The organism is Gardnerella vaginalis 1500E (assembly GCF_000263595.1).
GTDB classification, from domain to species: Bacteria; Actinomycetota; Actinomycetes; order Actinomycetales; family Bifidobacteriaceae; genus Bifidobacterium; species Bifidobacterium vaginale_E.
On the sequence record NZ_ADES01000020.1, the window covers coordinates 21,186 to 42,503 of the forward strand.

The following is a 21,318-nucleotide window of genomic DNA, read 5'->3' on the forward strand; positions in this document are numbered from 1 at the left end:
ATTCACACAATTTTTGGCATTGGCGTTGTAAGAGATGCAGTAAGGTTTACTTGCACAACTCCAGCACCAGCGTGAACTTCCACCTTCTTTAAGGTAACTGTGCGCTCCCCAGCAGGCTTGTGATCGTCGTCCGTCATGGTTGCAGGAGACTTGACTGCCACTAACGCAAGGCTGTTGAAATCAACACCTGCATTTGCGCACAAATCTTGCGCTGCAGACAGAGAATCAGCAAAGCCATCTTTTTCAATAACACGATCAGCTGGAACGCCGTAAGCTTCTTCACACAGAAGCTTAATTCGATTCATAAGAGTATTTCCGCGCCTGGATTCAGGAGCATACGCTTTAGTATCTGCACTAATTACAGACACAAAATCGTCAAGCTGATCTGCCAAACCATCGCCGCCGTCGCGAAAAAGATTGCCAACAATCGGCTTCCTAAATCCCAAAGATTTCGCCTGCGCCAATAGTTCAGGAACCTGATCATCCTCACCTTCCCACAAATTAATAAGCGGGAAAGTAGGAATATTAAGAGATTCAAGACGAGCAACATGGAATGGGTAGCGCCAAGCCAAAGTTTCGTCATCTCGCCAAGTAGTTGCGCGAGTAACTACAACTGCAGCGGCAGGCCATTTTGCGCCAAATTCGCGGGAAGCAATATCAAGCCACTTTTGAGCACCAGCATCCGTACCATAACCAGCTTCTACAACAACAACATCATGCTCAGCGCAAGCCATTTCAACGCTTACAAGGCTTGGAATACCGAGCGAAACGTTTGCAAACGGACCGCAATGCACATAAATCGGCGAACCGTTAATAGTTTCTGTCTTTGCAGGATTTACAGCGTCGGAAAGAATATTTGTAATTCGCCACAAATCAACGAAATCACCAAACTTACGAGGAACACCATCCTTTGTGCCAGCAATCATTGAAGCAACGCGCTCGGAAATCTCATCCATGCTGCGCGAAAGAACAACAATTTGCATAAGCTCGCATGTTGGAGTCAAAACGACTCGCTCAGGAACAGTGCCCTTGCCATAATCAACAGCAATGCTGCGAAGTGAACGAGATGGAACTTCACTTACGCGAGGAACCAAAATCGTATCAAGCACGCCTTCATCAACTGCTTTTTCTGCAAACGACACAAGCAAATTCTGCGCGCAAGCAATAGCAGCCATCTCACCACACAAGCCCCAATCAATAAGCTCAGGATGAGAAAGCGAAGACTTACCGCCGCCGCTTGCGCCGCCTTTAGAACCAGCGGCCGTAATGCCCATGCTTGGCTGACGAAGAACCGCAGCCGCGTCAACACCGCGCTCACGCAAGGCATCAACCAAAGCAATCGTAGTAGTTGTTTTACCTTCACCACGAGATGCTTTCAGCGGAGTGTCTGCAGTAACAAGAAGCACTTTTCCATGCTTGCGAGGCTGATCAGGATTCTGCTTTAAATAGTCCAAATACCCGAATGCATCAATCTTTTTAACCAAGCCGAATGTTGTTGTGTATTTATCAATAATGCTCATGTTCCCCACTTTCATAGGCATAATGCATAAATGCATATTTTATATAATTTAATGATCAGAACGGTTAAAGCCATTTTTCATACGCATACTTGTAATGTAAAGAACATTATCAAGCAACGCGTCTGTTTCCTTCTTCAACCTTTCTGCCATGCCGTCATTCGCGTTAGCCAAAGCCTCACGAACTTTTGCGTCGCGAAGAGCGGCAATAATTTCTTCCGGATTGCGCACAACATCGCCGCAATAACCGTCTTCATCGCATTCACGCTCTGGCTCGTAATCGCTTAAAGAAACGCCAAGCAAATCAGCAATTTCTTTATCTGTGCGCTTAACCATTGCATGCCCGAGAGAGCCAACAGTTTCCTGGTAACGCTCAATCGTATTAGCTGTATCGTTAAACGCAGCATCGGCAAGAGCTGCAATAATGCGATTTTCCCAATAGAAGTTTTCGCTTGTTACGCGAGTAGTTGTATCTTCCAAATATTTTGGAGTGCGATTTACGTTCGGATAAAACGGCACCAAAGCGTTGAAAGGATTAGAACCGTAAGTAATCCACTGAATTGCACGCATTTCTTCCGGCATGTAAGGACGGATTTGCATTACAGCAAGCTCGCTTTGACGGTTAATGCCGATTGGGCGCAACATGTGGCGAGTATGCTCGTCTCCAAGCTTTCCGTAAGGATCATATTCAGTGCCCTGATAGTGCGAGCTTAAAACGTACTTAACGTCTTCAATGGTTACCTTGCGTTCTGGCTGGCGAGCCCAAGGAATGTCGTTGCTGTCCGGACGATGATCAGCGTCTTTACCATCCCACACTTCGTCATACGGATTCAAGAAGCGCTCCATGAACCATGCGCGAGGAGTATTGTAAACATGATCAGAATCCGAATGAGAGCCAAAAGCATCGCGAGGATTGAAAGGAGAAGCGTTTTCAACCGACAAATCCAAGTGATTTTCTTTAATAAACTCAAGCAAATCAGCCGAGCACATGTGCTCTTCTTGCTCACCAAAAGCGTCATCCAAGTCAAACTCGTCAATACCAAGCTGGTTTGGCATAACAACGTAAGCTTCATCCGGCACGCGCTTAGCAATCCAATGATGGCCGCCAACAGTTTCAAGCCACCAAATCTCGTTTACGTCCGAAAAAGCAACGCCGTTCATTTCGTAAGTGCCGTATTTTTCAAGCAACGCACCCAAACGCTCAACGCCTTCGCGAGCGCTACGAATATAAGGCAAAACAATCGTCAGGAAGTCTTCTTCGCCAATTCCACCAGGCACTTCCGGCTTATAATCAGCATCTCCAACTTTGCCCTGTGCTTTTTGAAGCTCAACCATTGGATCCGCTCCGAGCACGCGCTCGTTGGACGTAAGCGTTTCGGTTGCGCTCATTGCAACGTTTGCTTCGTTTACGCCGGCCTCTCCCCAAATTCCTTCGCGCAAATCAGCGTTTGGCACGCTTGTGTATTGCATTGGATTGTCTGGAAGTTCAACCGTCACGTGACTAAGAACAGACTTATAAACGCGAGGCTGATCTTCTGGCTTTACTACTACTAAGCGCTTTGGATTAAATTCGCCATTTGCGGAGTCTTCGTTACGCGCAATAAGCGTAGATCCGTCGTAGCTTGCGCCGCGTCCGACGAGAATTGTTGTGCATGCCATTTGCAGCCCCCATTGTGAGTTTCAATATTTTACTAATTTTTTATTCCTGATTGATTCTATCGCTAGTTACTTAAATTAGGCGCGCCCAGTAAAGAACATTCCGCCCGCATCTACGCCGCTAGTGCAGTTACGAATTTCGCGCAACAATTCATTCATGTAGAAGCCTTGTTTAAGATTTGGCAAAGGTTGTTCCGTGCCGAAAACTTCAAGCATGTATTCGTGATCTTTATCCGGAGGCTGAGGACCGTTGTAACGCATAGTAATTGCTGGATCTTCACAACCAACGAATCTGCTTGCTTGTGAATTGCGTCCTTGAACTGCTTCCGGAATCATCGACGGCATTTTGCGCGAAAAATCTTCCGGAATTTGCAAAGCATGAGAATCGTTAAAATCAAACATTAACGCATCTACTGGCACGTTTGCAGCCGTCCAATGAATCCATTCAAAACCGCATACCGGTATTGCATCATCGTCAACAAGTCGCCAATGTAGGTAGTGCACAAAAGATGGCATATTGTCAATGTAAAACGGGAATGAAACTACTGGAACTCCGTTAATTTTATTCTGCGACGGTGCAGCTTTAGAATAATCGTCCGGAATAATAGTGAAATCTGTAGAAATATTCATAATTCAAGTATCTACTATTACATAGCACTAATCAACTGCGTTAATAAATTACTTATTCGTTACTAACGCAGCGCTACGACTGCGCCAGTAACAATAAAACGCAAATATTCGTTACTAACGCAGCGCGCAAACTGCACTAGTAACGATAAACAGGAATTCAGTGAGGAACAAGCGCTCCGGCAAGTCAATGCGCCCAGTCATAAAAGAACTGGGCGCACTGATTTAGAAAATGGAGATTTTATACTAGATTTTACTTTTCTGCAGCCTCCTCGTGAGCAGCAGCCTTAGCAGCCACAGCAGCCTTCTTGGCAGCACGCTCTTGCTCCTTAATACCTTCAATGAACTCAGCATGCTTTACTGCAGGAAGCCAGCCGGCGTTAACAACCTTAACCTGCCATACCCAAGCCAAAGCAAAGATTATAACTGCAAAAACAATCAAGCTTACAGAACCAACGCCTGCACCAAGGTGTGCAAAGTTACCAACAACAGTGCCAACCCAACCAAAGTCAGCATCACCGAAGGTGGAGTTTGCCAAACCGAAGGAACCCATAACAGTGAGCAATACTGCTGGTAGGAATGTAATAATCAAGCCGTTAATGAAACCACCGAGAATGGCACCACGACGACCGCCGGTTGCGTTACCGAATACGCCAGCACCGCCGCCATCGAAGAAGTGAGGAACCATGCCAGGAAGAATCAAGGCCAAGCCCCAAGCCGGTCCCATCCACACTGCAATAATGCCAAGAGCTACAAGGCCACCAACGAAGGAAGCCAAGAAGCCAATGAGGGAAGCGTTAGCACCGTATGGGAATACGATTGGAATATCCAATGCTGGGCGTGCGCCTGGAACAACCTTGTTAGCAATGCCCTGGAATGCAGGAACCAATTCGCCCAAGATAATACGAACGCCGTAGAGGATTACACTAACGCCAATGCCGAACTGCAAAGCCTGAGCAAAAGCAGCCATGTAGAATGCGCTGTAATCAGCAGGATGATATGCGAAAATCTTGAAGAGTTCCTTTGCTGGCAAAACAACAGAAGCCCATACTGCAAACACAAGATAAAGCACAACCATCAACAAAGTGGTAGAAACCATGGAATCACGCAAGAAGCTCAAGCCCTTAGGGAAGTTGATGTCTTCAGTAGACTTTGACTTCTTACCAACAGCCGCACCAACAGCACCAGAAACAATGTAGCTTAAGGAGTTGAAGTGACCGATTGAAAGCTTATCGCTTCCGGTAATGCGGTTCATGAATGGCTGAGCAAAAGCTGGCAAAACAACCATAACAGTAGCCATAATAATGGAACCAACAATAACAATAAGAAGCTGGTTGCTTGCGCCGAAGCCTACAGAAAGCACCAAAGCAAGAAGCATAGACATGAACACCATGTGGTGACCAGTCAAGAAGATGTACTTTAGTGGAGTAAAGCGTGCAGCAAGAAGCATAAGAACAAAGCTAAGCACAATAATGTATGCAGAGGTAGCACCGTACTGTCCTGCAGCCTGAGCTGTAATAACTTCGTTAGTAGGAACAACGCCGTGTGCACCAGTAGACTTCAAAACTAAGTCACCAAATGGAGCAAGAGCACCAACGACAACGCCGGCACCTGCGCCCAAAATGAGGTAACCCATAGCAGCCTTTAAGCCGCCTGCAATAACTTGTCCTGCACTACGCTTTAGCGCAATAAGACCGATTGCTGCAATAATACCAATCAAATAAGCCGGCACATTCAAAATCTGCTGACTTATGAAATTTAAAACCTGAACTACAATGTTCATTTTTATTTCCTTCTTTTTTATTCCCTAGGGAAAAGCAAATACTATGAGTAATTACTATACGTAACGCTCAAGTATGCTCTTCACCTCTTCAACATCCATGAAATTTTCAATTGTTTCCACAGGAGTGGTAGTGCCCTCAAGCTCTGGAGCAAGCTGAGGAGATGTGAGAACGAGGTCGTTCATATTAGCGGTACCTTTTGCACTTCCAGCATCGGAAGTAGTAACCGTAACATCAAGACCAAGGTCTGCTGCTGCAGCCTCAACATTGATTTTGAGCAGTACAGACGTGCCAATGCCGTTTCCGCATACGCACAGAATATTCATAATAGCCTCTTTCATTGAGTGATCATTTTTAATTTTACAAAATTACTTTATGATTTAATATCTAACTTTTAAGAATCGCGCGAATTTCTTCAGCATTTTTTGCTTGCGCAAGTTCCTTAGTTTTTACAGGATTAGACAAAGCTGCAGCAACTGCGGCCATAACCCCAATATGCTCGCTTTCATCGTGACCTGCAAGACCAATAACTAAAGAAACCGGATCGTTAGCAGCATTGCCAAATTCAACAGGCGTGCTTAAACGAACCCAGCTTAAACCGCTTTTAAGAACCGCTGCAGATGGCCTTGAATGAGCCAAAGCCAAGCCTGGAGCAATAACAATATATGGCCCCATTTTCTCAACGGTTTCAATCATTTGATCCGTGTATTCGTCAGTGGTAAAGCCAGCTTCTCGCAAAGCATCGCCCGCAAGACGAATCGCATCGCGCCAATCCTTAGCCGCAATATCAAGATTAACTGCAGCGTCCGGAAGAAGCTCGTCAATATCAGCGCTCATATTTTCTCTTTTCTGATTATTTTTAATTTTTACTATTTTTTAAATTTTGTAATTATTAAATTTTGATTATTCCTGCATTATCGAACGGTAGAACTTTCCAGATAAAGCCTCTTGAGCTTTAACTTTTGCTTCATCAAATGTAGTCTGAGCAAGTTCTGCACGAACATCGTCCAAAGCAACTGGAGTCATAGAAAGCGAGTTGATACCAAGACCAGTAAGAACAACCGCCAAGTCTGGATCCGCCGCAGCTTCTCCACAAACTCCAACTGGCATACCATGAGCGTTACCAGCGTCCGCAATCATTTTAATTGCACGCAACACAGCAGGATGCCAAGCAGTTTGGTAATTAGAAACAGATCCAAGCGTTCGATCAGCCGCAAGAGTGTATTGCGTCAAATCATTCGTTCCAATAGAAACAAAATCAGCAACTTGAGCAACTTCTTCGGCAACCAAAGCAATAGAAGGAACTTCAGCCATAACGCCAACCTTCTTAAGACCTTTAGATTTACCAAGCTTTACAAAATACGCTGCTTCATGCTCGTCTGAAACCATTGGAGCCATTACCCACAAATCAGCATTAGTTACAGCATCAGCGCGAGCCAAGGCCTGCAACTGTCCGTCTAAAACATCCATATGCTGCCTTAAAGTACGCAAACCACGAAGACCTAGAGCAGGATTTGGTTCATCTTCCGGAGTCAGGAATGGCAACGGCTTATCTGCCCCAGCGTCAAGCAGACGAATAACAACTTTTTTGCCATCAAATTGAGATAGCAGCTTCGTGTAGGCTTCTGTTTGCTCTTCTACACTAGGAGGCTGCTCGTTACCGATAAACAGAAATTCTGTGCGGAACAAGCCGACACCTTCAGCACCATATTCATGCGCAACTTGAGCATCCGATGGCTTGCCAACATTTGCCAAAAGCGGAATCAAATGACCATCTTTAGTACTTCCAGGCAATCCGCGCAATTCACGAGCACGACTTAAGCGCTCACGAGACTCTTTAACATGCTCAATTTCTTCTTCGCTAGGGTCGCTTATAACACGTCCGCGAGCAGCATCAACTACAACCATTTGATGATTATTTAGTTGGCAAGCATCGTGCGCTCCAACAACAGCAACAATTCCGCGAGCGCGAGCAAGAATAGCAGTGTGACTAGTAGGGCCGCCGTCGATTGTAACAATTGCCTGAACCTTGCTTAAATCAAGCGAAGCAGTATCGGCAGGAGAAAGATCCCTAGCAACCAACACAAAAGGAGAATCGCTTTCTGGCACTCCAGGCGCTTCGACACCAAGCAAATATGCAATAACGCGCTGGCCAACATCGTGCAAATCTCCCGCACGCTCAGCCATATAGCCACCAAGATTACGCAACATATCTTCAAACTGCGCAAAGCCTTCCCAAGTAGCGCGTTCAGCTGTTTTTCCAGCGGAAATTCCAGCTTCAATCGCACTTATTAATGCTGGGTCCGACGCCATTTGAGCAAGAGCCTGCATAATTGGTGCTGCTTTTTTAGTTCCTTCATCCGCTGCTTTAAGAGCAGCTTGCGCGCGCTGTTGCAAGTCTTTGTTTACTGCATTTAGAGCGTTTTGTACCGAAATTTTGGCATCTTCGACTGATATTTCTGTAGGACGAGCCACATCTTGTGGCTCTCGCAAAGCAGGTGCCATACACAATACTTCACCAGACGCCATTGAACGACCAATACCAACACCAGTGATTACCATACTTAAACCCTCCTTTAGGTTTAGACGCTTTACCACAGCCGCAACGCCGCAGAAGCATTTCTTGTAGGTAAACGTTTCTTACTAATGAAACTATACACCATTAAAAACGTTGTTACAACAAGTGAAAACGTTTTCTGTATTTTTCAGTTAATTGTGTTACACTTAACATTAAAAATAGCAATAAGAAAAAACTTAAGAAAAAAAACTTTGCTTTTATACGAAAGTAAGATAAAAGTAGAAATTATTAATTTTATTCAAAGGAGAAAAAATGTCAGTCGCAACTCGCACCGTTACCATTGAAGACCCTGTTGGAATTCACGCTCGCCCAGCATCTGAATTTTCACAAGCCGCAATAGCCTCAAATTGCACTGTAACAATCGCCAAAGGCGAAGGAACTCCAGTAAGCGCAAACAGCATTCTTTCAATTATGGGTTTGGGTATTACTAAGGGAGACTCAATCACAATTACAGTAGACGGCGAAGATGCCGAAAATGTGGCAAGCAAGCTTGTAGAAGTAGTCACGAAAGGCGAATAATATAGAGTTAAGTAAATAAATGAACAGATAAATAATATTCACTTTATAATATTCGATTTGCGGTGCTGCTTATTATTAGCTACAGCACCGCACTCATTCGGGGGCACATATGACAAATCAAACAAATCAGAATGCCTCCATTACTCATGTAGCGGCGCTCGCAAAAGTTTCAATCGCAACAGTATCCCGCGTACTTTCTGGTCGTCGAGCCAAAGATGACGATATTGCAAAACGCGTTAGAAAAGCTGCAGAACAGCTTAATTATTCAGTAAATTATGCAGCAAGCGCATTAAGAAGCGACACGACTAACACAATCGGCGTAGTAATAAGTACAAGCAACGTAGACGATTCGTTCAACGTAAACATGCTTTCCGCCCTTGACGAGGCAGCTCAGAAAATAGACAAAATACTTCTTGTTGGAACAGGCAAAGATGCCGAAACACAAGAAGAGCGCATTGAAGAACTTATTGAACACAATGTTGACAGTCTTATTGTGATACAGTCTAACAATATTGATTTAACAAGAATACTTGAAAACTACGTAAATAATCTTCCAATTGTTCAAATTGGCGGCACTGCAACTTCGTTCCACATTAACTGGGTTGGCATGGATCAAGAATCCATGATGGAAGCTGCTTTAATACATCTTTCACACCACGACGCGCACAATATTGCTTATTTAAGCGGAAATGTTGACTCCACACAAAGCGCAAACTTATTCGCTAATTTCCAGACTGCCGCAAGCCGATTAAGCCTACTTTCTGAGCCGGATTGGACGACTTTTGGCGAGCTTACTTATCAGCGTGGATTTAAGGATACTATGAGACTCTTTTCCACTTCTGCAGCTAAGCAAGCGCGCAAACCAGACGCTATTATTTGCGCAAACGACGCCGTGGCAATGGGAGCTCTTTTGGCTTTAGATGAACTTTCTTTAAAAGTTCCGCAAGATGTTCGCGTAATAGGTTACGGAGATAGCAGGCAGGCAAAAATATCTGAGCCTACGCTTTCTTCAATCAGGCCTCCATACCAGCAGATTGCTCGCGAAGCTATTCGCTTAACCGCTGTAGATAAATCTGAGCAGCATTGGCTTCCAGCACACATGGAATTTAGGCCAGAAATTATGCGCCGTGAATCAACTAACGCACCGAGAATAGGCACAAGCGATATGTCACTTCCGTGGCGAATATAGCAAACTCTACGTTACTTTTACAAAATAGAGCAGAATAACGCTTCAAAAACAAGAGTCGCGTTACCGTTCCTAGCCAAGCGTTTACGAGCTGTAGCAATGTTGTCAACAAAATCAAGAGCCTGCTTTACCGTTAGCCTTTTAGCAAGTTCCACAATTGCAGACTTGTATTCTTGATTTATTATTGGCGAAGAACCCTGCGCATTGTTAAGTATGACTAGAACGTCTCGATACACGCTGTTGACTGCGTCTAAAGAACGACCCAATACGTCGCGACTTACGCGAGTAACTTTGCGCTTTACCTCATCTTTTTTACCAATTGCGTTATAAGCTGTGCGCAATTTTGGCGCAATACGATCGCCCTCTTTTAAGCCGTTAATTCTTAAAAATTCTTTCTGCTGAGCTTCAACATTTCGCTGAACTTCATCTTCTGCTTGAGCTTTTGCGTCTGCAATAAGCATTGCAGCAAGCATAATTGCGTCAGCAGCATCATGCATACGAAGCAATCCCGCAACTAACTCATCTCGCCTACTTAAAGCACGCTCGTCGCTTGCGTAAATCAACGCGGTTTCTATATTTCCCTGAGAAAGTCTAGCTGCGCGACTTGCTAGCTTATTATCCGCATCCGTTTTTTTAATAAGATATTCTGCTACAGACTGCTCATCAGGCATGGCTAACTGCACAAGTTGCGTGCGCGAACGAATTGTTGGAAGCACATCTTTAGCGCTTGAAGCACAAAGAATCCAAATAGTGTGATTGCTAGGCTCCTCAATCTCTTTAAGAAGAACGTTTGTGCTGCGTTCCAACATTCTGTCAACGTCTTCAACAATTATTATTCGCCACGGAGCAGTACTAGGCATTTGCTCTGAAATTCCAATAACTTCACGAACATCGTCAATACTGAGAGTAATACCTTCGGTTGCAAGCGTATGAACATCCGGATGCGATCCCGCTAAAACTTCTCTAGCGGTTTTACTAAGCTCTTCTTCCCCATTAATATTTCGATTTGCGTCTAAACAATCCGGACTTTCGAGAGCAGCAGCAAAAGCGCGCGCAACTTGTACACTACCGAAGCCGGCAGCTCCACAAATTAGCCAAGATTGGGCTATTTTACTAGCGTCAGCGCAAGCAACTTTTTGCAAACGCTTAATCACCTGCTCTTGACCAACTACATTATCCCAAACGCTCACTGCTTCACCCCCTAAATTTCGATTTGCCGCATTTTATTTAGATTCAATTTGCGCAATTAAATTATTCACATCGCTAGAAATTAGTTCCGCTAAGGATTGTGCAGAACATGTTGCGTCTAATACACGATACCTATCTGCAGATTCCTGTGCTAAATCCAAAAAAGCTTCTCGAGTGCGACGTGCGAAATCTATTCCAGCTGACTCCATTCGATCTTGCTCACGATGCAAGCGCTCAAAAGCTGCTTCTGGCTGCATGTCTAACAAATAAGTGCGATTAGGCCACAGAGAGTCAGTTGCCCACTCGCTTAAAGTTCGCACATCATCCATAGTCAGCTCGCGGCCGCCTGCCTGGTAAGCAAGAGAAGAATCAATGTAACGATCTGTAATTACTACTGCTCCACGGCTAAGCGCTGGACGAATCACTTGAGCAACATGCTGAGCGCGATCTGCTGCGAACAATAAAGCTTCAGTCCTAGAGGACACATAAGATCCGTGCAACAATATTTCGCGCAGAGACTTTCCAAGATCAGTTCCACCCGGCTCGCGAGTAACTACAACTTCTCGACCCAAAGATTGCAAATGCTTTTTCAGTGCCTCAACTTGCGTCGTTTTACCAACGCCGTCAATTCCTTCAAAAGAAATAAATAATCCTTTATTTTCAGCATATTCTTCGCTGTTGCAACCACAGTTTCCTCCGCAAGCGCAACCGCCTGAAAAATCACCATTCTTAGATGCCATATTTTGTGACTCCATATTTTGTGACTCCATACGCAAGGTTTATTTAATCTTTAGATTTCATTCCTATGCTTTTTTAGCGGTAGATTTCTTTGAAGCGGTCTTCTTTGCAGAAGTTTTCTTTGCTGTAGATTTTTTCGCAGTAGACTTCTTTGCAGAAGATTTTGCAGTGCTTTTAGCAGCGCTCTTCTTGCGCTTTACAGGTCCAGCTGCGCGCTTTTGAGCCAATAGTGCAAATGCATCCTGCGGATCAATTGATTCAGGCGTATACTGCTTTGGCAAAGTGCGATTCGTTTCGCCATCAGTAATATAAGCCCCGTAGAAACCATCTTTAATTACAACAGGCTTTCCAGTTTCAGGATCCGCACCAAGCTCACGAAGAGGAGGCTTAGCAGCACCACGAGTACGCTTACCATACTTTGGTTGTGCAAATAAATCTTTTGCTTCTTGCAAAGTAACAGTAAAAATAGCGTCTTCACTAGCTAAAGAGCGCGTTTCTGGCTTAGATTCCACAGTTTCGCCAGCAGAAATATCTATAGCAGAATATGTTTTAGTTAAGTATGGACCGTAACGACCATTATTTGCTTCGATACAAGCTAGTTTCACCACACCTTCAGCATCAACTTCTTCATACTCGCCAACCAAACGCGGCAAGTGCAAAAGCTGCAAAGCATCTTGCAAAGTTAAGGTTGAAGGATCCATAGTCTTAAACAAAGACGCCATTTTTGGACGCGACTTAGAAGACTTTGCACCAGAATTAGAAGACCTAGTATCTTCATTATCCTGAGAGTCAACTAAAGCAACGTACGGTCCAAAACGACCATTGCGCACCTCAACAGTGCCACCAGTTTCAGGATCTTTGCCCAACACGCGCGGACCTTCAGCATTGTTATCCAACAATTCTCGCGCAACATCCACGCTAAGCTCATCCGGAGCTAAAGTTTCCGGAAGAGAGGCGTGTCGAGGATTACCCTCAGTGTCCAAATGCGTAGTATCTTCCAAATAAGGTCCGTAACGGCCAACGCGAACGTGCAATCCGTCACCAATATTTATAGTGTTGATTTCACGCGCGTCAATTTCACCAAGTTCCGCAACCTGCTGCTGCAAACCAATATGAGCTTCTTCAGCAGACTTCGCAGATACATCTCCAGAACCAAAATAGAATCTAGTTAGCCAGTCACGACCGGTTTCTTCACCGTGTGCAATCCTGTCCAAACCATTTTCCATATCCGCGGTAAACGCGTAATCAACATACTTTGGGAAGTTAGCTTCCAAAAGCTTGATTACAGCAAACGCAAGCCACGAAGGAATTAAAGCACGTCCACGCTCATACACGTATCCGCGATCAATGATCGTGGAAATAATAGTTGCATAAGTAGAAGGGCGGCCGATTTCCTTAGCTTCCAACGTTTTTACTAATGACGCTTCCGTGTAGCGTGCAGGCGGCTGAGTTTCGTGACCGTCTGCAGTAACGTTTTGAGCTGCAAGAACGTCACCTGCTTGCATTGGCGGCAAAGCTTTATCATTATCTGAATCGGATGCAGAAGACGCACCAAAAACCTTCATAAAACCAGCAAAAGTAATTACGGTTCCAGAAGCTTGGAACAAAGCCTCACCATATTCTCCAGCAGAAGCATTTAACTTAACTGTTGCTGTAAAACCAGTAGCGTCTTCCATCTGAGACGCAAGAGTTCGCTGCCAAATAAGCGTATACAATTTAAGCTGATCTGCAGGCAATTTATCCGCAAGCTCATCTGGGCTTAAGAAACGTGCTCCAGCAGGGCGAATACATTCGTGAGCTTCCTGCGCTCCCGCAGACGTAGTTGCGTACTGCTTAGGAGATTTAGAAACATATTCATCACCAAACGCTGCACGAGCGGCATTTCGCGCGGCCTCAATAGCCTCTTTAGAAAGCGTTACGGAATCCGTACGCATGTAAGTAATATAGCCGTTTTCGTATAAGGATTGCGCCGCTCGCATAGTTTGACGAGAGCTCATCGACAGGCGGTTTCCAGCAGTTTGTTGCAAAGTTGACGTAGTAAAAGGCGGCAAAGGACGACGATGATACGGCTTCGTTTCCATAGCGTTGACTATGAAATCTGCTTTTTGCAAAGATTGCGCAAGTTTGTTTGCAAATTCTGAATCTACATGCAAAGCAAGCTGTGACTCGCCTTTTGCAGCAATAAGCTCACCTTTTGAATTAAAATCTTTAGAACTAGCCAAACGACGACCAGAAAGCTCGCTCATTCGCGCTTCAAAATCAACGATTTTACCGTCAGAACCTTTAGAGCCCAAAACAGCACTAATATCCCAGTATGAAGCCTTCCTAAAAGCCATACGCTCGCGCTCGCGCTCAACAATAAGTCTTGTTGCAACAGACTGAACACGACCAGCAGAAAGACCTGGGCCAACTTTTCTCCACAAAACAGGAGAAAGCTCGTAACCATACAAACGATCTAGCACGCGACGCGTTTCTTGCGCATCAACCATATTGTCGTCAACATTTCGAGTATTACTAAGCGAGGCTTGAATAGCATCCTTAGTAATCTCGTGAAAAACCATACGCTTTACTGGCACTTTTGGTTTCAAAGCTTCAACCAAATGCCAGGCAATAGCCTCACCTTCGCGATCCTCATCAGTTGCCAAATACAGCTCGTCAGCTTTGGCGAGCGCAGACTTTAAATCGGCAACTGTTTTCTTTTTATCTGCTCCAACAACATAGTATGGAGCAAAACCATGATCAACATCAACGCCAAACTTGCCAAACGCAGCTTTGCGTGAGGCTGGAACTTGGCTTGGTTGAGCGAGGTCGCGAATATGCCCCACCGACGCCATAACCGTGTATCCGTTACCCAAATACCCGCCAATTTTGCGCGCTTTCGTGGGAGACTCCACAATGACTAGCTTATGTTCTGCTGTCATATTCGCTCCTTTCCTAACACAATCAAACATACACGCATTAACTGTATGCTTCGCACTAACTGTATCGCAAGTTACGCTGTACGTCTATTAAATTCCACCTCGGTGGATAAAAGCAGATAGAGTAGACATTTTTCATGCAGCAGACGGTGGCGTTGGAGGCGCACCAACTAATCCAAGCCTTCCAAGCGGAGAAGCTGTAGAATGACGCATTACCATAATCACGCCATAAACAAGCAAAGATACACCAATAGTCAGCCAATATGTTGCAGTATAAGACACATTAGCCGCCCACTGTGCAAAAATATCTACGCCTGGCAAAATTTGCCATATTAAATATAGTGCGTAAAGGCAAGCAAGAACACCCAAAGTAATCATAGAACTTCCTACAATTTGCACGCTAATTGAGGATCTTCTATACGCAGGCATGTCCATTCCGCTGCAACGCGTTAAAGCAAGCACAATAAGAGTTACTGCAGCAACTATTAGCAATGAAATAAGCACGTCGGAAGACCTATGCCAGTGACCAGCAACAAGTGAAAGTTGCACCAAAGTAGTTATTGCAGCGCTTGCAACAGCAACCCATGCGCGCCAAACTCTAGAAACAGTACAAATAAGCAAAGCACAAGACGCACAAATAAGTAGAGTATGACCAGAAGGTGCTGAATTTGCCGACAAATACTCAATATTAATAAGCATTGGTCGAGGAAGAATCTTTTTTAAAGGTTCAGCAGCTGCGGCCAAAATAATGATTCCTGCGCACTGACCAAGCAGCCACCAGCGTTTTCGAACACAAGCTAAAACTAAAGCAATTGCTGCAATAACAACACCAAGAATAATAACAACAAGTGAATTGCAAAGCGGTTTTAAGCAAGTAGATAACCATGCCGGCATTCCTCTAGAACCAAAACCATCAATTACCATTTCCTCATAGCTTTGGCCGAGTATTGTTTGCACGCTCACAAACCAAACACCAACTGCAGAAGCTAAAAATATGACTGCAAGCGCAACACACCATAATATTGTTGAAACACGCGGGCGCTTAAGAAGCGGATCAAACTCGTCAACATTGTCTTCTTGTAAGGAAGAATCTTTACTTGATTTTGATTTTGCGTCAGTTTCTACGCCAGCTTTTGCGTCAGTTTCTACCCCAGCTTCCGCAATCTTCTTTGAATCTAATAGCTCTACTTCAGATTCATCGCTACTAGGCACTGCAGAAAAAGCCTTAACTTCTGGCAAGTCTGGAAGCTCTTCAATATCTTTCAAACTATTGGCATTTAAGCCGTCATTTGTTCCTGTAAATTCTTCGCTCATACTTTAGACTTTACGACAGTCTCTATGACAGCGCTAGTTTTGCGCATAATAAAATTTTGGCAAAATAAAACCTCCACGCACCCACCAGAGGCCACTTACCCTTGCTGCATTTCTGCCCTGGGGGGATTGGGTGACATAGTGCCACGCGGAGGCTCTAACTATATTACACGATTTTCGCTACATGTCGAGTGGCAATAATGAGTAATAGAAACTAAAAGTAAACTAATAGCTACTATTAGCAATAAATTAGGCTCTCCAAACGCTTTTACCGCGCTCTTTCGCTTCTTCAACATCCGCATTAAGCTGCAGCTCATCCGCTTCAACTTCGCCAGCAATATAGCGCTCAACTAATTGGCGAGCTTCGTTATCTTCATGCTGAACTGCAGGAGACTTCATAAAGTAGGAGCTTGGAGCCAAAATCGGGCCAGAAAGTTTACGGTCCAAAGCGATTTTTGCAGCTCGAACAGCATCAATAACAATACCGGCAGAATTTGGAGAATCCCAAACCTCAAGCTTGTACTCCAAATTAAGCGGAACATCACCAAAAGTCGTACCTTCCAAACGCACAAAAGCAAACTTGCGATCATCCAGCCAAGCAACGTAGTCGGATGGACCAATATGAACATTGTGCTCATCCATTTCGTGAGGAACGATTGAAGTTACTGCGCGTGTCTTAGAAATCTTTTTAGACTCCAGCCTTGAACGCTGAAGCATGTTCATAAAGTCCATGTTTCCACCAACATTCAGCTGATAGGTGCGGTCTAAACGAACACCACGATCTTCAAAAAGTCTAGCCATAACACGGTGAGTAATAGTTGCACCCACCTGGCTTTTAATATCGTCACCAATAATAGGAACTCCGGCATCGCGGAACTTCTGCGCCCATTCAGGATCAGAGGCAATAAATACCGGTAAACAATTTACAAAAGCGCAACCAGCTTCCATTGCAAATGTTGCATAAGCTTTATCCGCCTCTTCAGAGCCGACTGGCAAATAAGAAACAAGCACATCAACATGCTTATCTCGCAAAACTTGAGCTACGTCAACAGGCTCAGCCTCGGACTCATCAATCATCTCACGATAATAATCACCTAAACCGTCATAAGTAGGGCCGCGCATAACTTCCACACCCAAATTTGGCACGTCAGCAAAGCGAATAGTATTGTTCTGCGAAGCTCCAATTGCTTCGCTTAAATCATGCCCAACTTTTAAAGAATCAACATCGAATGCTGCAACAAACTCAATATCGCGCACACGATACTGTCCAAAAACAGCGTGCATCAACCCTGGAATTTTCTCACCGTCATCAGCGTTTTTGTAATATTCAACGCCCTGAACCAGCGACGAAGCGCAATTACCTACTCCGGCAATGGCAACGCGGATGCTCATATAGACTCCTTGCCTGCAAAAAATCAGCGGCATTACGTTATGCCGCACTCATACACATTTCATAATACTATTTCCATAAGCATTATGTGCAATATGGGAGATTTTCAGTCGTTTCTACGCCGAAACATGTAATTTCTGTGAAAAATTCAATACCGAGCGCTACGGTGGAATGTATGGTTGTAAATAAAGCTGGAAGACGAGCGTCTAATTCGCGCAAAAACGAGACAAGAAGCGTATCGTCGCAATCACAAAAAAATACGAATACGCCAGCCTCTCTTCCACCTCGTGGACAAGGCTCATACGGCTCATATCATTCTTCAGGTTCCGGCAATAGCAACCGTGGCTCAAGACGAGAACGCTCACGCGCATACACGCGTCAGCAGCGCAGAAAGACTTGGCGCGGAAGGCATCCTATTATTTTTTGGGCGCTAATACTAATTTTTGTACCTATTTTAATTGGCGCAGCAATTTTCGCTTATATGTACGCAACTACCGACATACCTGCTCCTGACAAAGTTGCTATGGCAGATAAAACCAAGGTTTATTACGCAGATGGAAAAACAGAGTTGGGGTCTTTTGCTGAACAAAACCGTGAGATTATTAATTGTTCAGTTCTTCCTAAATACGTTGGACAGGCAATAGTTGCTTCAGAAAACCGCTCCTTCTACCAAGATGGCGGAATTGATTTTAAGGGAATTGGCCGCGCTCTTATTCATAACGTTACTAAACGTGGTCGCTGGGGCGGCTCTACCATTACACAGCAGTACGCTGAACGCTACTATCTTGGCGAAACTAAAACGTATCTCGGTAAACTTCACGAAGCTATTTTGGCTTTGAAAATCGCTCAAACACAAGATAAAGATACTGTTTTATGCAATTACATGAACACTATTTATCTTGGACGCGGCGCTTATGGTATTCAAGCGGCAGCAAAAGCTTATTTCGGCGTAGAAGCTAAAGATCTGACATTATCTCAGGCAGCTCTTTTGGCGGGCATAATTCCTGCTCCAAGTAGTTGGGATCCTGCAATCGGCCCTAAAGAAGCCAGCATTCGCTTTAAGCGAGTGCTGAAAATTATGAAAAAAGACGGTTATATTACGGCTTCTCAAGCAGCAAAAGCTAAGATTCCAAAAACAATTACACAAACTACGCAAAATATGTATGCAGGTCCGCAAGGATACTTACTGCACATGGTTCGCGACGAGTTGACTGGGAATGGTGCTTTTAGCCAGGAAGATCTCGATAGCGGCGGATACCGTATTATTACTACGATTGATAAGTCTAAACAAGATTTAATGTTTAATGTTGCAAGCCCTTCTCAAGGCGGACGTGGGATTGTGCCGCAAGGATTGCAAATTGGCGGAATTTCTGTAAACGCAAAAGACGGCTCGATTATTTCGGTTTATGCAGGCGACGACTATTTAACAAAACAGTTAAATAACGCAACTCAAGCACTTTATGAGCCTGGATCTACAATGAAGCCTTTTGCTTTAATTGGCGCAATTCAAGCAGGCACGAGTCTTGACACAATGTTCAACGGAAATTCGCCGCGCAAGTTTGACGGTATTGAAAAACCTGTTGGAAACTTTGCAAACGCAAGCTATGGCATGATTAACTTGTATAAAGCAACTGCAGATTCCGTCAATACGGTCTATATGGATTTGCAGAGTAAACTTGGCGCTAAAAAAGTTGCGCATACAGCTGTTACTGCAGGACTAAGTCCTAAGAGAGTTAATGGTAAAAACCCGTTTACTGTGCTCGGTAATGATTCTGTACATGTAAGCGAAATTGCGCGCGCTTACGCAACTTTTGCCAATCAAGGCAGACGCCCAGATTTGCATATTGTTGCTAGCGTAAAGAATCCTGATGGCAAAGAGTTTTATCGTGCGCCAACTGTTGGAAAGCAAGTTTTCTCGCCAACAGATGCTGCATTAGCAACAAAAGCAATGGTTGGAGTAGTTCAACACGGTACTGCAACCGAAGCCAGATCAATTGGAAGGCCTGTAGCTGGTAAATCTGGAACAGCAAACGACGAAACCGCTGGAAGCTTCGTAGGATTTACGCCAAATATTGTTACGGCTTTTGCAATTTGGAATCCAGACGCAAATGGCAGTCCACAAGTAATTAAACCGTTCCACGGATATCTTGGAGGAAGCGACTACCCTGTTCACTTGTTTACTAGGTACATGCGCCAAGCTGTAGCAGGAACTCCTGTTGCTAAATTCCCTGAAGTAAAAGATACTGGTAAGATTGGTGGGCCGGACGGCACGTGGGGCTTAGGCGATAGACATGCTTACACTCATGATGAAGATGAAGAAAATAAAAATAAGGACAAAGATAAAGACAAGGATAAAGATACAGACAATTTAGACCCTGACCATATTAATCGTGGAGACAATCCGTGGGATAGCTATACAAATAGTGGAAGCTACGGAAATAGCGGAAACTACAGTAATAGTTACGGCGACAACTACGGAAATTCGAAATCTGAGAACACTGGTGAAAGCCAGTCAGATGCTTCTACGCCACACAGCGGGCAGTAATTACAGAAAGTATAAGGAATCATAAATAGTGGAACAAAAGACTGAAAAATCAGAAAAAATTACGAATACACAATCAAATAAGAATATTTTGCGTGCGGTATTTTGGGATATGGATGGCACGCTTATTGATTCGGAACCGTATTGGCACGAGTCTGAATTTTATTTAGTAGAAAAATACGGCGGATATTGGGATGAAGATTTAGCTTGGAAATGTTCTGGCGGTTCTTTGGAAACAGTTGCAAATAAAATGATTCCTTCCGGAACTAAACTTACGGTAGAAGAAATCGGCAAAGGGATGGTCGATTACGTTGCAGCTCGTGAAGCTGAGTGCGTGCCGTGGATTCCAGGAGTTCTAGATCTTCTTAAAAGCCTCACAAATGCTGGTATTCCTTCTATTTTAGTCAGCAATTCTCCGCGCTGCTTAGTAGAAAATATTGTTAAGCATGCTCCAGAAGGCGCTTTTGCTGGATACGTTTGTGGCGACGATGGTTTTAAGCCTAAGCCAAGCGCTGAGCCATATTTGGCTGCTGGGAAAATGGTTGGTATTTGTGGAAGCGCGGAAGAAATCGCTGAGCAAATGGCTCACTGCGTAATCATAGAAGATTCTTTATCTGGTCTTACTGCTGCAGTTAATTCTGGAGCTACTGTAGTTGCGCAAACTGGTTTTTCGCGCGCAAATATTGAGGAAAGTAAGCATCACGCTGAACTTAATGGATATGAAGGCGTGAGCGCAAAAACTCTTGAAAATATTGTTATTAAACGCGCCAAGCTCGCCACAGAACAACAGATTTCTCGTCTTTAATTGCGTTATTATCGCTTGCGTTTGCATACTCTGATGACGAATAAGACGACGGCAAAGCTCGGCGCTCAGTGCGAATATCTCGTCTCCAGCGCCTAGCATTGCGAGAACGCTGCATTTCCACAATGTCACCATCTGCGTTTGCGGCAAAAATATTGCGTTCTGAAGACTCTGCAGCTTCTGTTAAATGACGAACTTGCCTTTTAAGCTGTCGATTTTCTTCTTGCAGATCCAGAATTTGCATAATTCCAGCTAAATTGATACCTTCATTTTGGCTTAAATTCTGCGTTTGTACAATTCTGCTTATATCTCGCAAAGAGTATCTGCGAGCGCCACCTTCTGTGCGCTGAGGCATGATTAAACGCAAACGATCGTATTGACGAAGGGTTTGCGGATGAGTATTGGTAAGGCGCGCTACATGGCTGACGGTAAATATTGGCAAATCGATTGTAAAACCTACTTCGTCCGCGCCGTCAAGCGTTGCACTACCACGCACTAAAGCAACTGCGCACATTTCATACAGTGCTTTAGTTTCACGCGTTATAGGTGTCATAGCACGCCTTCC

General features: G+C 44.4%; 17 protein-coding genes and 1 other RNA gene. 4 read left to right on the top strand and 14 right to left on the bottom strand.

Translation table 11 applies throughout. The annotated features are described in order from the left end of the window. Positions 1–2 precede the first annotated feature (2 nt). The 7 genes from CGSMWGV1500E_RS00845 to ptsP form a co-directional block, all read right to left on the bottom strand. Positions 3–1,520: a formate--tetrahydrofolate ligase gene (locus CGSMWGV1500E_RS00845; RefSeq protein ID WP_004129250.1), complete on the bottom strand. Its 1,518-nt coding sequence runs from the start codon at positions 1,518–1,520 to the stop codon at positions 3–5. A gap of 48 nt (positions 1,521–1,568) precedes the next feature. Further along, entirely contained in the window at positions 1,569–3,176 is a 1,608-nt protein-coding gene (locus CGSMWGV1500E_RS00840) for a C69 family dipeptidase (RefSeq protein WP_004129253.1), read from the bottom strand. A 75-nt stretch (positions 3,177–3,251) separates the two neighbouring features. Further along, positions 3,252–3,803 carry a YbhB/YbcL family Raf kinase inhibitor-like protein gene (locus CGSMWGV1500E_RS00835; RefSeq protein ID WP_004129257.1) on the bottom strand — a complete coding sequence of 184 codons (552 nt, stop codon included), beginning with the start codon at positions 3,801–3,803 and terminating at the stop codon, positions 3,252–3,254. Positions 3,804–4,053: 250 nt separating this feature from the next. Next, positions 4,054–5,583, bottom strand: a complete 1,530-nt coding sequence (locus CGSMWGV1500E_RS00830; RefSeq protein WP_004129260.1) for a PTS ascorbate transporter subunit IIC — start codon at positions 5,581–5,583, stop codon at positions 4,054–4,056. 54 nt (positions 5,584–5,637) lie between these two features. Then, the gene (locus tag CGSMWGV1500E_RS00825) at positions 5,638–5,907 is read right to left on the bottom strand and encodes a PTS sugar transporter subunit IIB (protein ID WP_004574742.1); all 270 of its coding nucleotides are present in this window, start codon (positions 5,905–5,907) and stop codon (positions 5,638–5,640) included. Between the two features lie 61 nt (positions 5,908–5,968). After that, positions 5,969–6,418 (bottom strand): PTS sugar transporter subunit IIA, encoded by a 450-nt coding sequence (locus CGSMWGV1500E_RS00820; protein WP_004129264.1) that lies wholly within the window; start codon positions 6,416–6,418, stop codon positions 5,969–5,971. A gap of 66 nt (positions 6,419–6,484) precedes the next feature. Beyond that, complete coding sequence (gene ptsP, locus CGSMWGV1500E_RS00815) at positions 6,485–8,143, bottom strand: phosphoenolpyruvate--protein phosphotransferase (protein WP_004129265.1); 1,659 nt, start codon at positions 8,141–8,143, stop codon at positions 6,485–6,487. A 268-nt stretch (positions 8,144–8,411) separates the two neighbouring features. Between ptsP and CGSMWGV1500E_RS00810 the strand changes: the two genes are divergently transcribed. Together CGSMWGV1500E_RS00810 and CGSMWGV1500E_RS00805 are read left to right on the top strand one after the other, a co-directional pair. Then, positions 8,412–8,678: an HPr family phosphocarrier protein gene (locus CGSMWGV1500E_RS00810; protein ID WP_004129267.1), complete on the top strand. Its 267-nt coding sequence runs from the start codon at positions 8,412–8,414 to the stop codon at positions 8,676–8,678. A 109-nt stretch (positions 8,679–8,787) separates the two neighbouring features. After that, positions 8,788–9,867 carry a LacI family DNA-binding transcriptional regulator gene (locus tag CGSMWGV1500E_RS00805; RefSeq protein WP_004129269.1) on the top strand — a complete coding sequence of 360 codons (1,080 nt, stop codon included), beginning with the start codon at positions 8,788–8,790 and terminating at the stop codon, positions 9,865–9,867. 17 nt (positions 9,868–9,884) lie between these two features. On the opposite strand, the gene CGSMWGV1500E_RS00800 is transcribed toward CGSMWGV1500E_RS00805, so the two are convergent. The 6 genes from CGSMWGV1500E_RS00800 to CGSMWGV1500E_RS00780 form a co-directional block, all read right to left on the bottom strand. Then, a complete protein-coding gene (locus CGSMWGV1500E_RS00800; protein WP_004129271.1) occupies positions 9,885–11,054 on the bottom strand; it encodes a DNA polymerase III subunit delta' in 1,170 nt (389 codons plus the stop codon). 33 nt (positions 11,055–11,087) lie between these two features. Then, positions 11,088–11,792 carry a dTMP kinase gene (gene tmk, locus CGSMWGV1500E_RS00795; protein WP_004129273.1) on the bottom strand — a complete coding sequence of 235 codons (705 nt, stop codon included), beginning with the start codon at positions 11,790–11,792 and terminating at the stop codon, positions 11,088–11,090. Positions 11,793–11,855: 63 nt separating this feature from the next. Beyond that, positions 11,856–14,711 (bottom strand): type I DNA topoisomerase, encoded by a 2,856-nt coding sequence (gene topA / locus CGSMWGV1500E_RS00790; RefSeq protein ID WP_004129275.1) that lies wholly within the window; start codon positions 14,709–14,711, stop codon positions 11,856–11,858. A gap of 132 nt (positions 14,712–14,843) precedes the next feature. Next, entirely contained in the window at positions 14,844–16,022 is a 1,179-nt protein-coding gene (locus CGSMWGV1500E_RS00785; protein ID WP_004129276.1) for a hypothetical protein, read from the bottom strand. A gap of 61 nt (positions 16,023–16,083) precedes the next feature. Next, an RNA gene (gene ffs, locus CGSMWGV1500E_RS06350) (signal recognition particle sRNA small type) lies at positions 16,084–16,180 on the bottom strand. An 88-nt stretch (positions 16,181–16,268) separates the two neighbouring features. Further along, complete coding sequence (locus CGSMWGV1500E_RS00780) at positions 16,269–17,411, bottom strand: inositol-3-phosphate synthase (RefSeq protein WP_004129278.1); 1,143 nt, start codon at positions 17,409–17,411, stop codon at positions 16,269–16,271. Positions 17,412–17,584: 173 nt separating this feature from the next. On the opposite strand from CGSMWGV1500E_RS00780, the gene CGSMWGV1500E_RS00775 reads away from it, so the two are divergent. Continuing rightward, positions 17,585–19,954 carry a transglycosylase domain-containing protein gene (locus tag CGSMWGV1500E_RS00775; RefSeq protein ID WP_004129281.1) on the top strand — a complete coding sequence of 790 codons (2,370 nt, stop codon included), beginning with the start codon at positions 17,585–17,587 and terminating at the stop codon, positions 19,952–19,954. Between the two features lie 28 nt (positions 19,955–19,982). Further along, positions 19,983–20,756: an HAD family hydrolase gene (locus tag CGSMWGV1500E_RS00770; protein WP_004129283.1), complete on the top strand. Its 774-nt coding sequence runs from the start codon at positions 19,983–19,985 to the stop codon at positions 20,754–20,756. Here the strand turns inward: CGSMWGV1500E_RS00770 and CGSMWGV1500E_RS00765 are convergent. Beyond that, on the bottom strand, positions 20,710–21,306 hold the full coding sequence (locus CGSMWGV1500E_RS00765) for a heat shock protein transcriptional repressor HspR (RefSeq protein ID WP_004129285.1): 597 nt from the start codon (positions 21,304–21,306) through the stop codon (positions 20,710–20,712). The genes CGSMWGV1500E_RS00770 and CGSMWGV1500E_RS00765 overlap by 47 nt on opposite strands. Positions 21,307–21,318: the final 12 nt, after the last annotated feature.

What these genes read in the sequence shown, in the direction of transcription:
- CGSMWGV1500E_RS00845 (WP_004129250.1), bottom strand. Translation starts at nt 1,520, where the DNA reads ATGAGCATTATTGATAAATACACAACAACATTCGGCTTGGTTAAAAAG.
- CGSMWGV1500E_RS00840 (WP_004129253.1), bottom strand. Translation starts at nt 3,176, where the DNA reads ATGGCATGCACAACAATTCTCGTCGGACGCGGCGCAAGCTACGACGGA.
- CGSMWGV1500E_RS00835 (WP_004129257.1), bottom strand. Translation starts at nt 3,803, where the DNA reads ATGAATATTTCTACAGATTTCACTATTATTCCGGACGATTATTCTAAA.
- CGSMWGV1500E_RS00830 (WP_004129260.1), bottom strand. Translation starts at nt 5,583, where the DNA reads ATGAACATTGTAGTTCAGGTTTTAAATTTCATAAGTCAGCAGATTTTG.
- CGSMWGV1500E_RS00825 (WP_004574742.1), bottom strand. Translation starts at nt 5,907, where the DNA reads ATGAATATTCTGTGCGTATGCGGAAACGGCATTGGCACGTCTGTACTG.
- CGSMWGV1500E_RS00820 (WP_004129264.1), bottom strand. Translation starts at nt 6,418, where the DNA reads ATGAGCGCTGATATTGACGAGCTTCTTCCGGACGCTGCAGTTAATCTT.
- ptsP (WP_004129265.1), bottom strand. Translation starts at nt 8,143, where the DNA reads ATGGTAATCACTGGTGTTGGTATTGGTCGTTCAATGGCGTCTGGTGAA.
- CGSMWGV1500E_RS00810 (WP_004129267.1), top strand. Translation starts at nt 8,412, where the DNA reads ATGTCAGTCGCAACTCGCACCGTTACCATTGAAGACCCTGTTGGAATT.
- CGSMWGV1500E_RS00805 (WP_004129269.1), top strand. Translation starts at nt 8,788, where the DNA reads ATGACAAATCAAACAAATCAGAATGCCTCCATTACTCATGTAGCGGCG.
- tmk (WP_004129273.1), bottom strand. Translation starts at nt 11,792, where the DNA reads ATGGCATCTAAGAATGGTGATTTTTCAGGCGGTTGCGCTTGCGGAGGA.
- topA (WP_004129275.1), bottom strand. Translation starts at nt 14,711, where the DNA reads ATGACAGCAGAACATAAGCTAGTCATTGTGGAGTCTCCCACGAAAGCG.
- CGSMWGV1500E_RS00785 (WP_004129276.1), bottom strand. Translation starts at nt 16,022, where the DNA reads ATGAGCGAAGAATTTACAGGAACAAATGACGGCTTAAATGCCAATAGT.
- CGSMWGV1500E_RS00780 (WP_004129278.1), bottom strand. Translation starts at nt 17,411, where the DNA reads ATGAGCATCCGCGTTGCCATTGCCGGAGTAGGTAATTGCGCTTCGTCG.
- CGSMWGV1500E_RS00775 (WP_004129281.1), top strand. Translation starts at nt 17,585, where the DNA reads ATGGTTGTAAATAAAGCTGGAAGACGAGCGTCTAATTCGCGCAAAAAC.
- CGSMWGV1500E_RS00765 (WP_004129285.1), bottom strand. Translation starts at nt 21,306, where the DNA reads ATGACACCTATAACGCGTGAAACTAAAGCACTGTATGAAATGTGCGCA.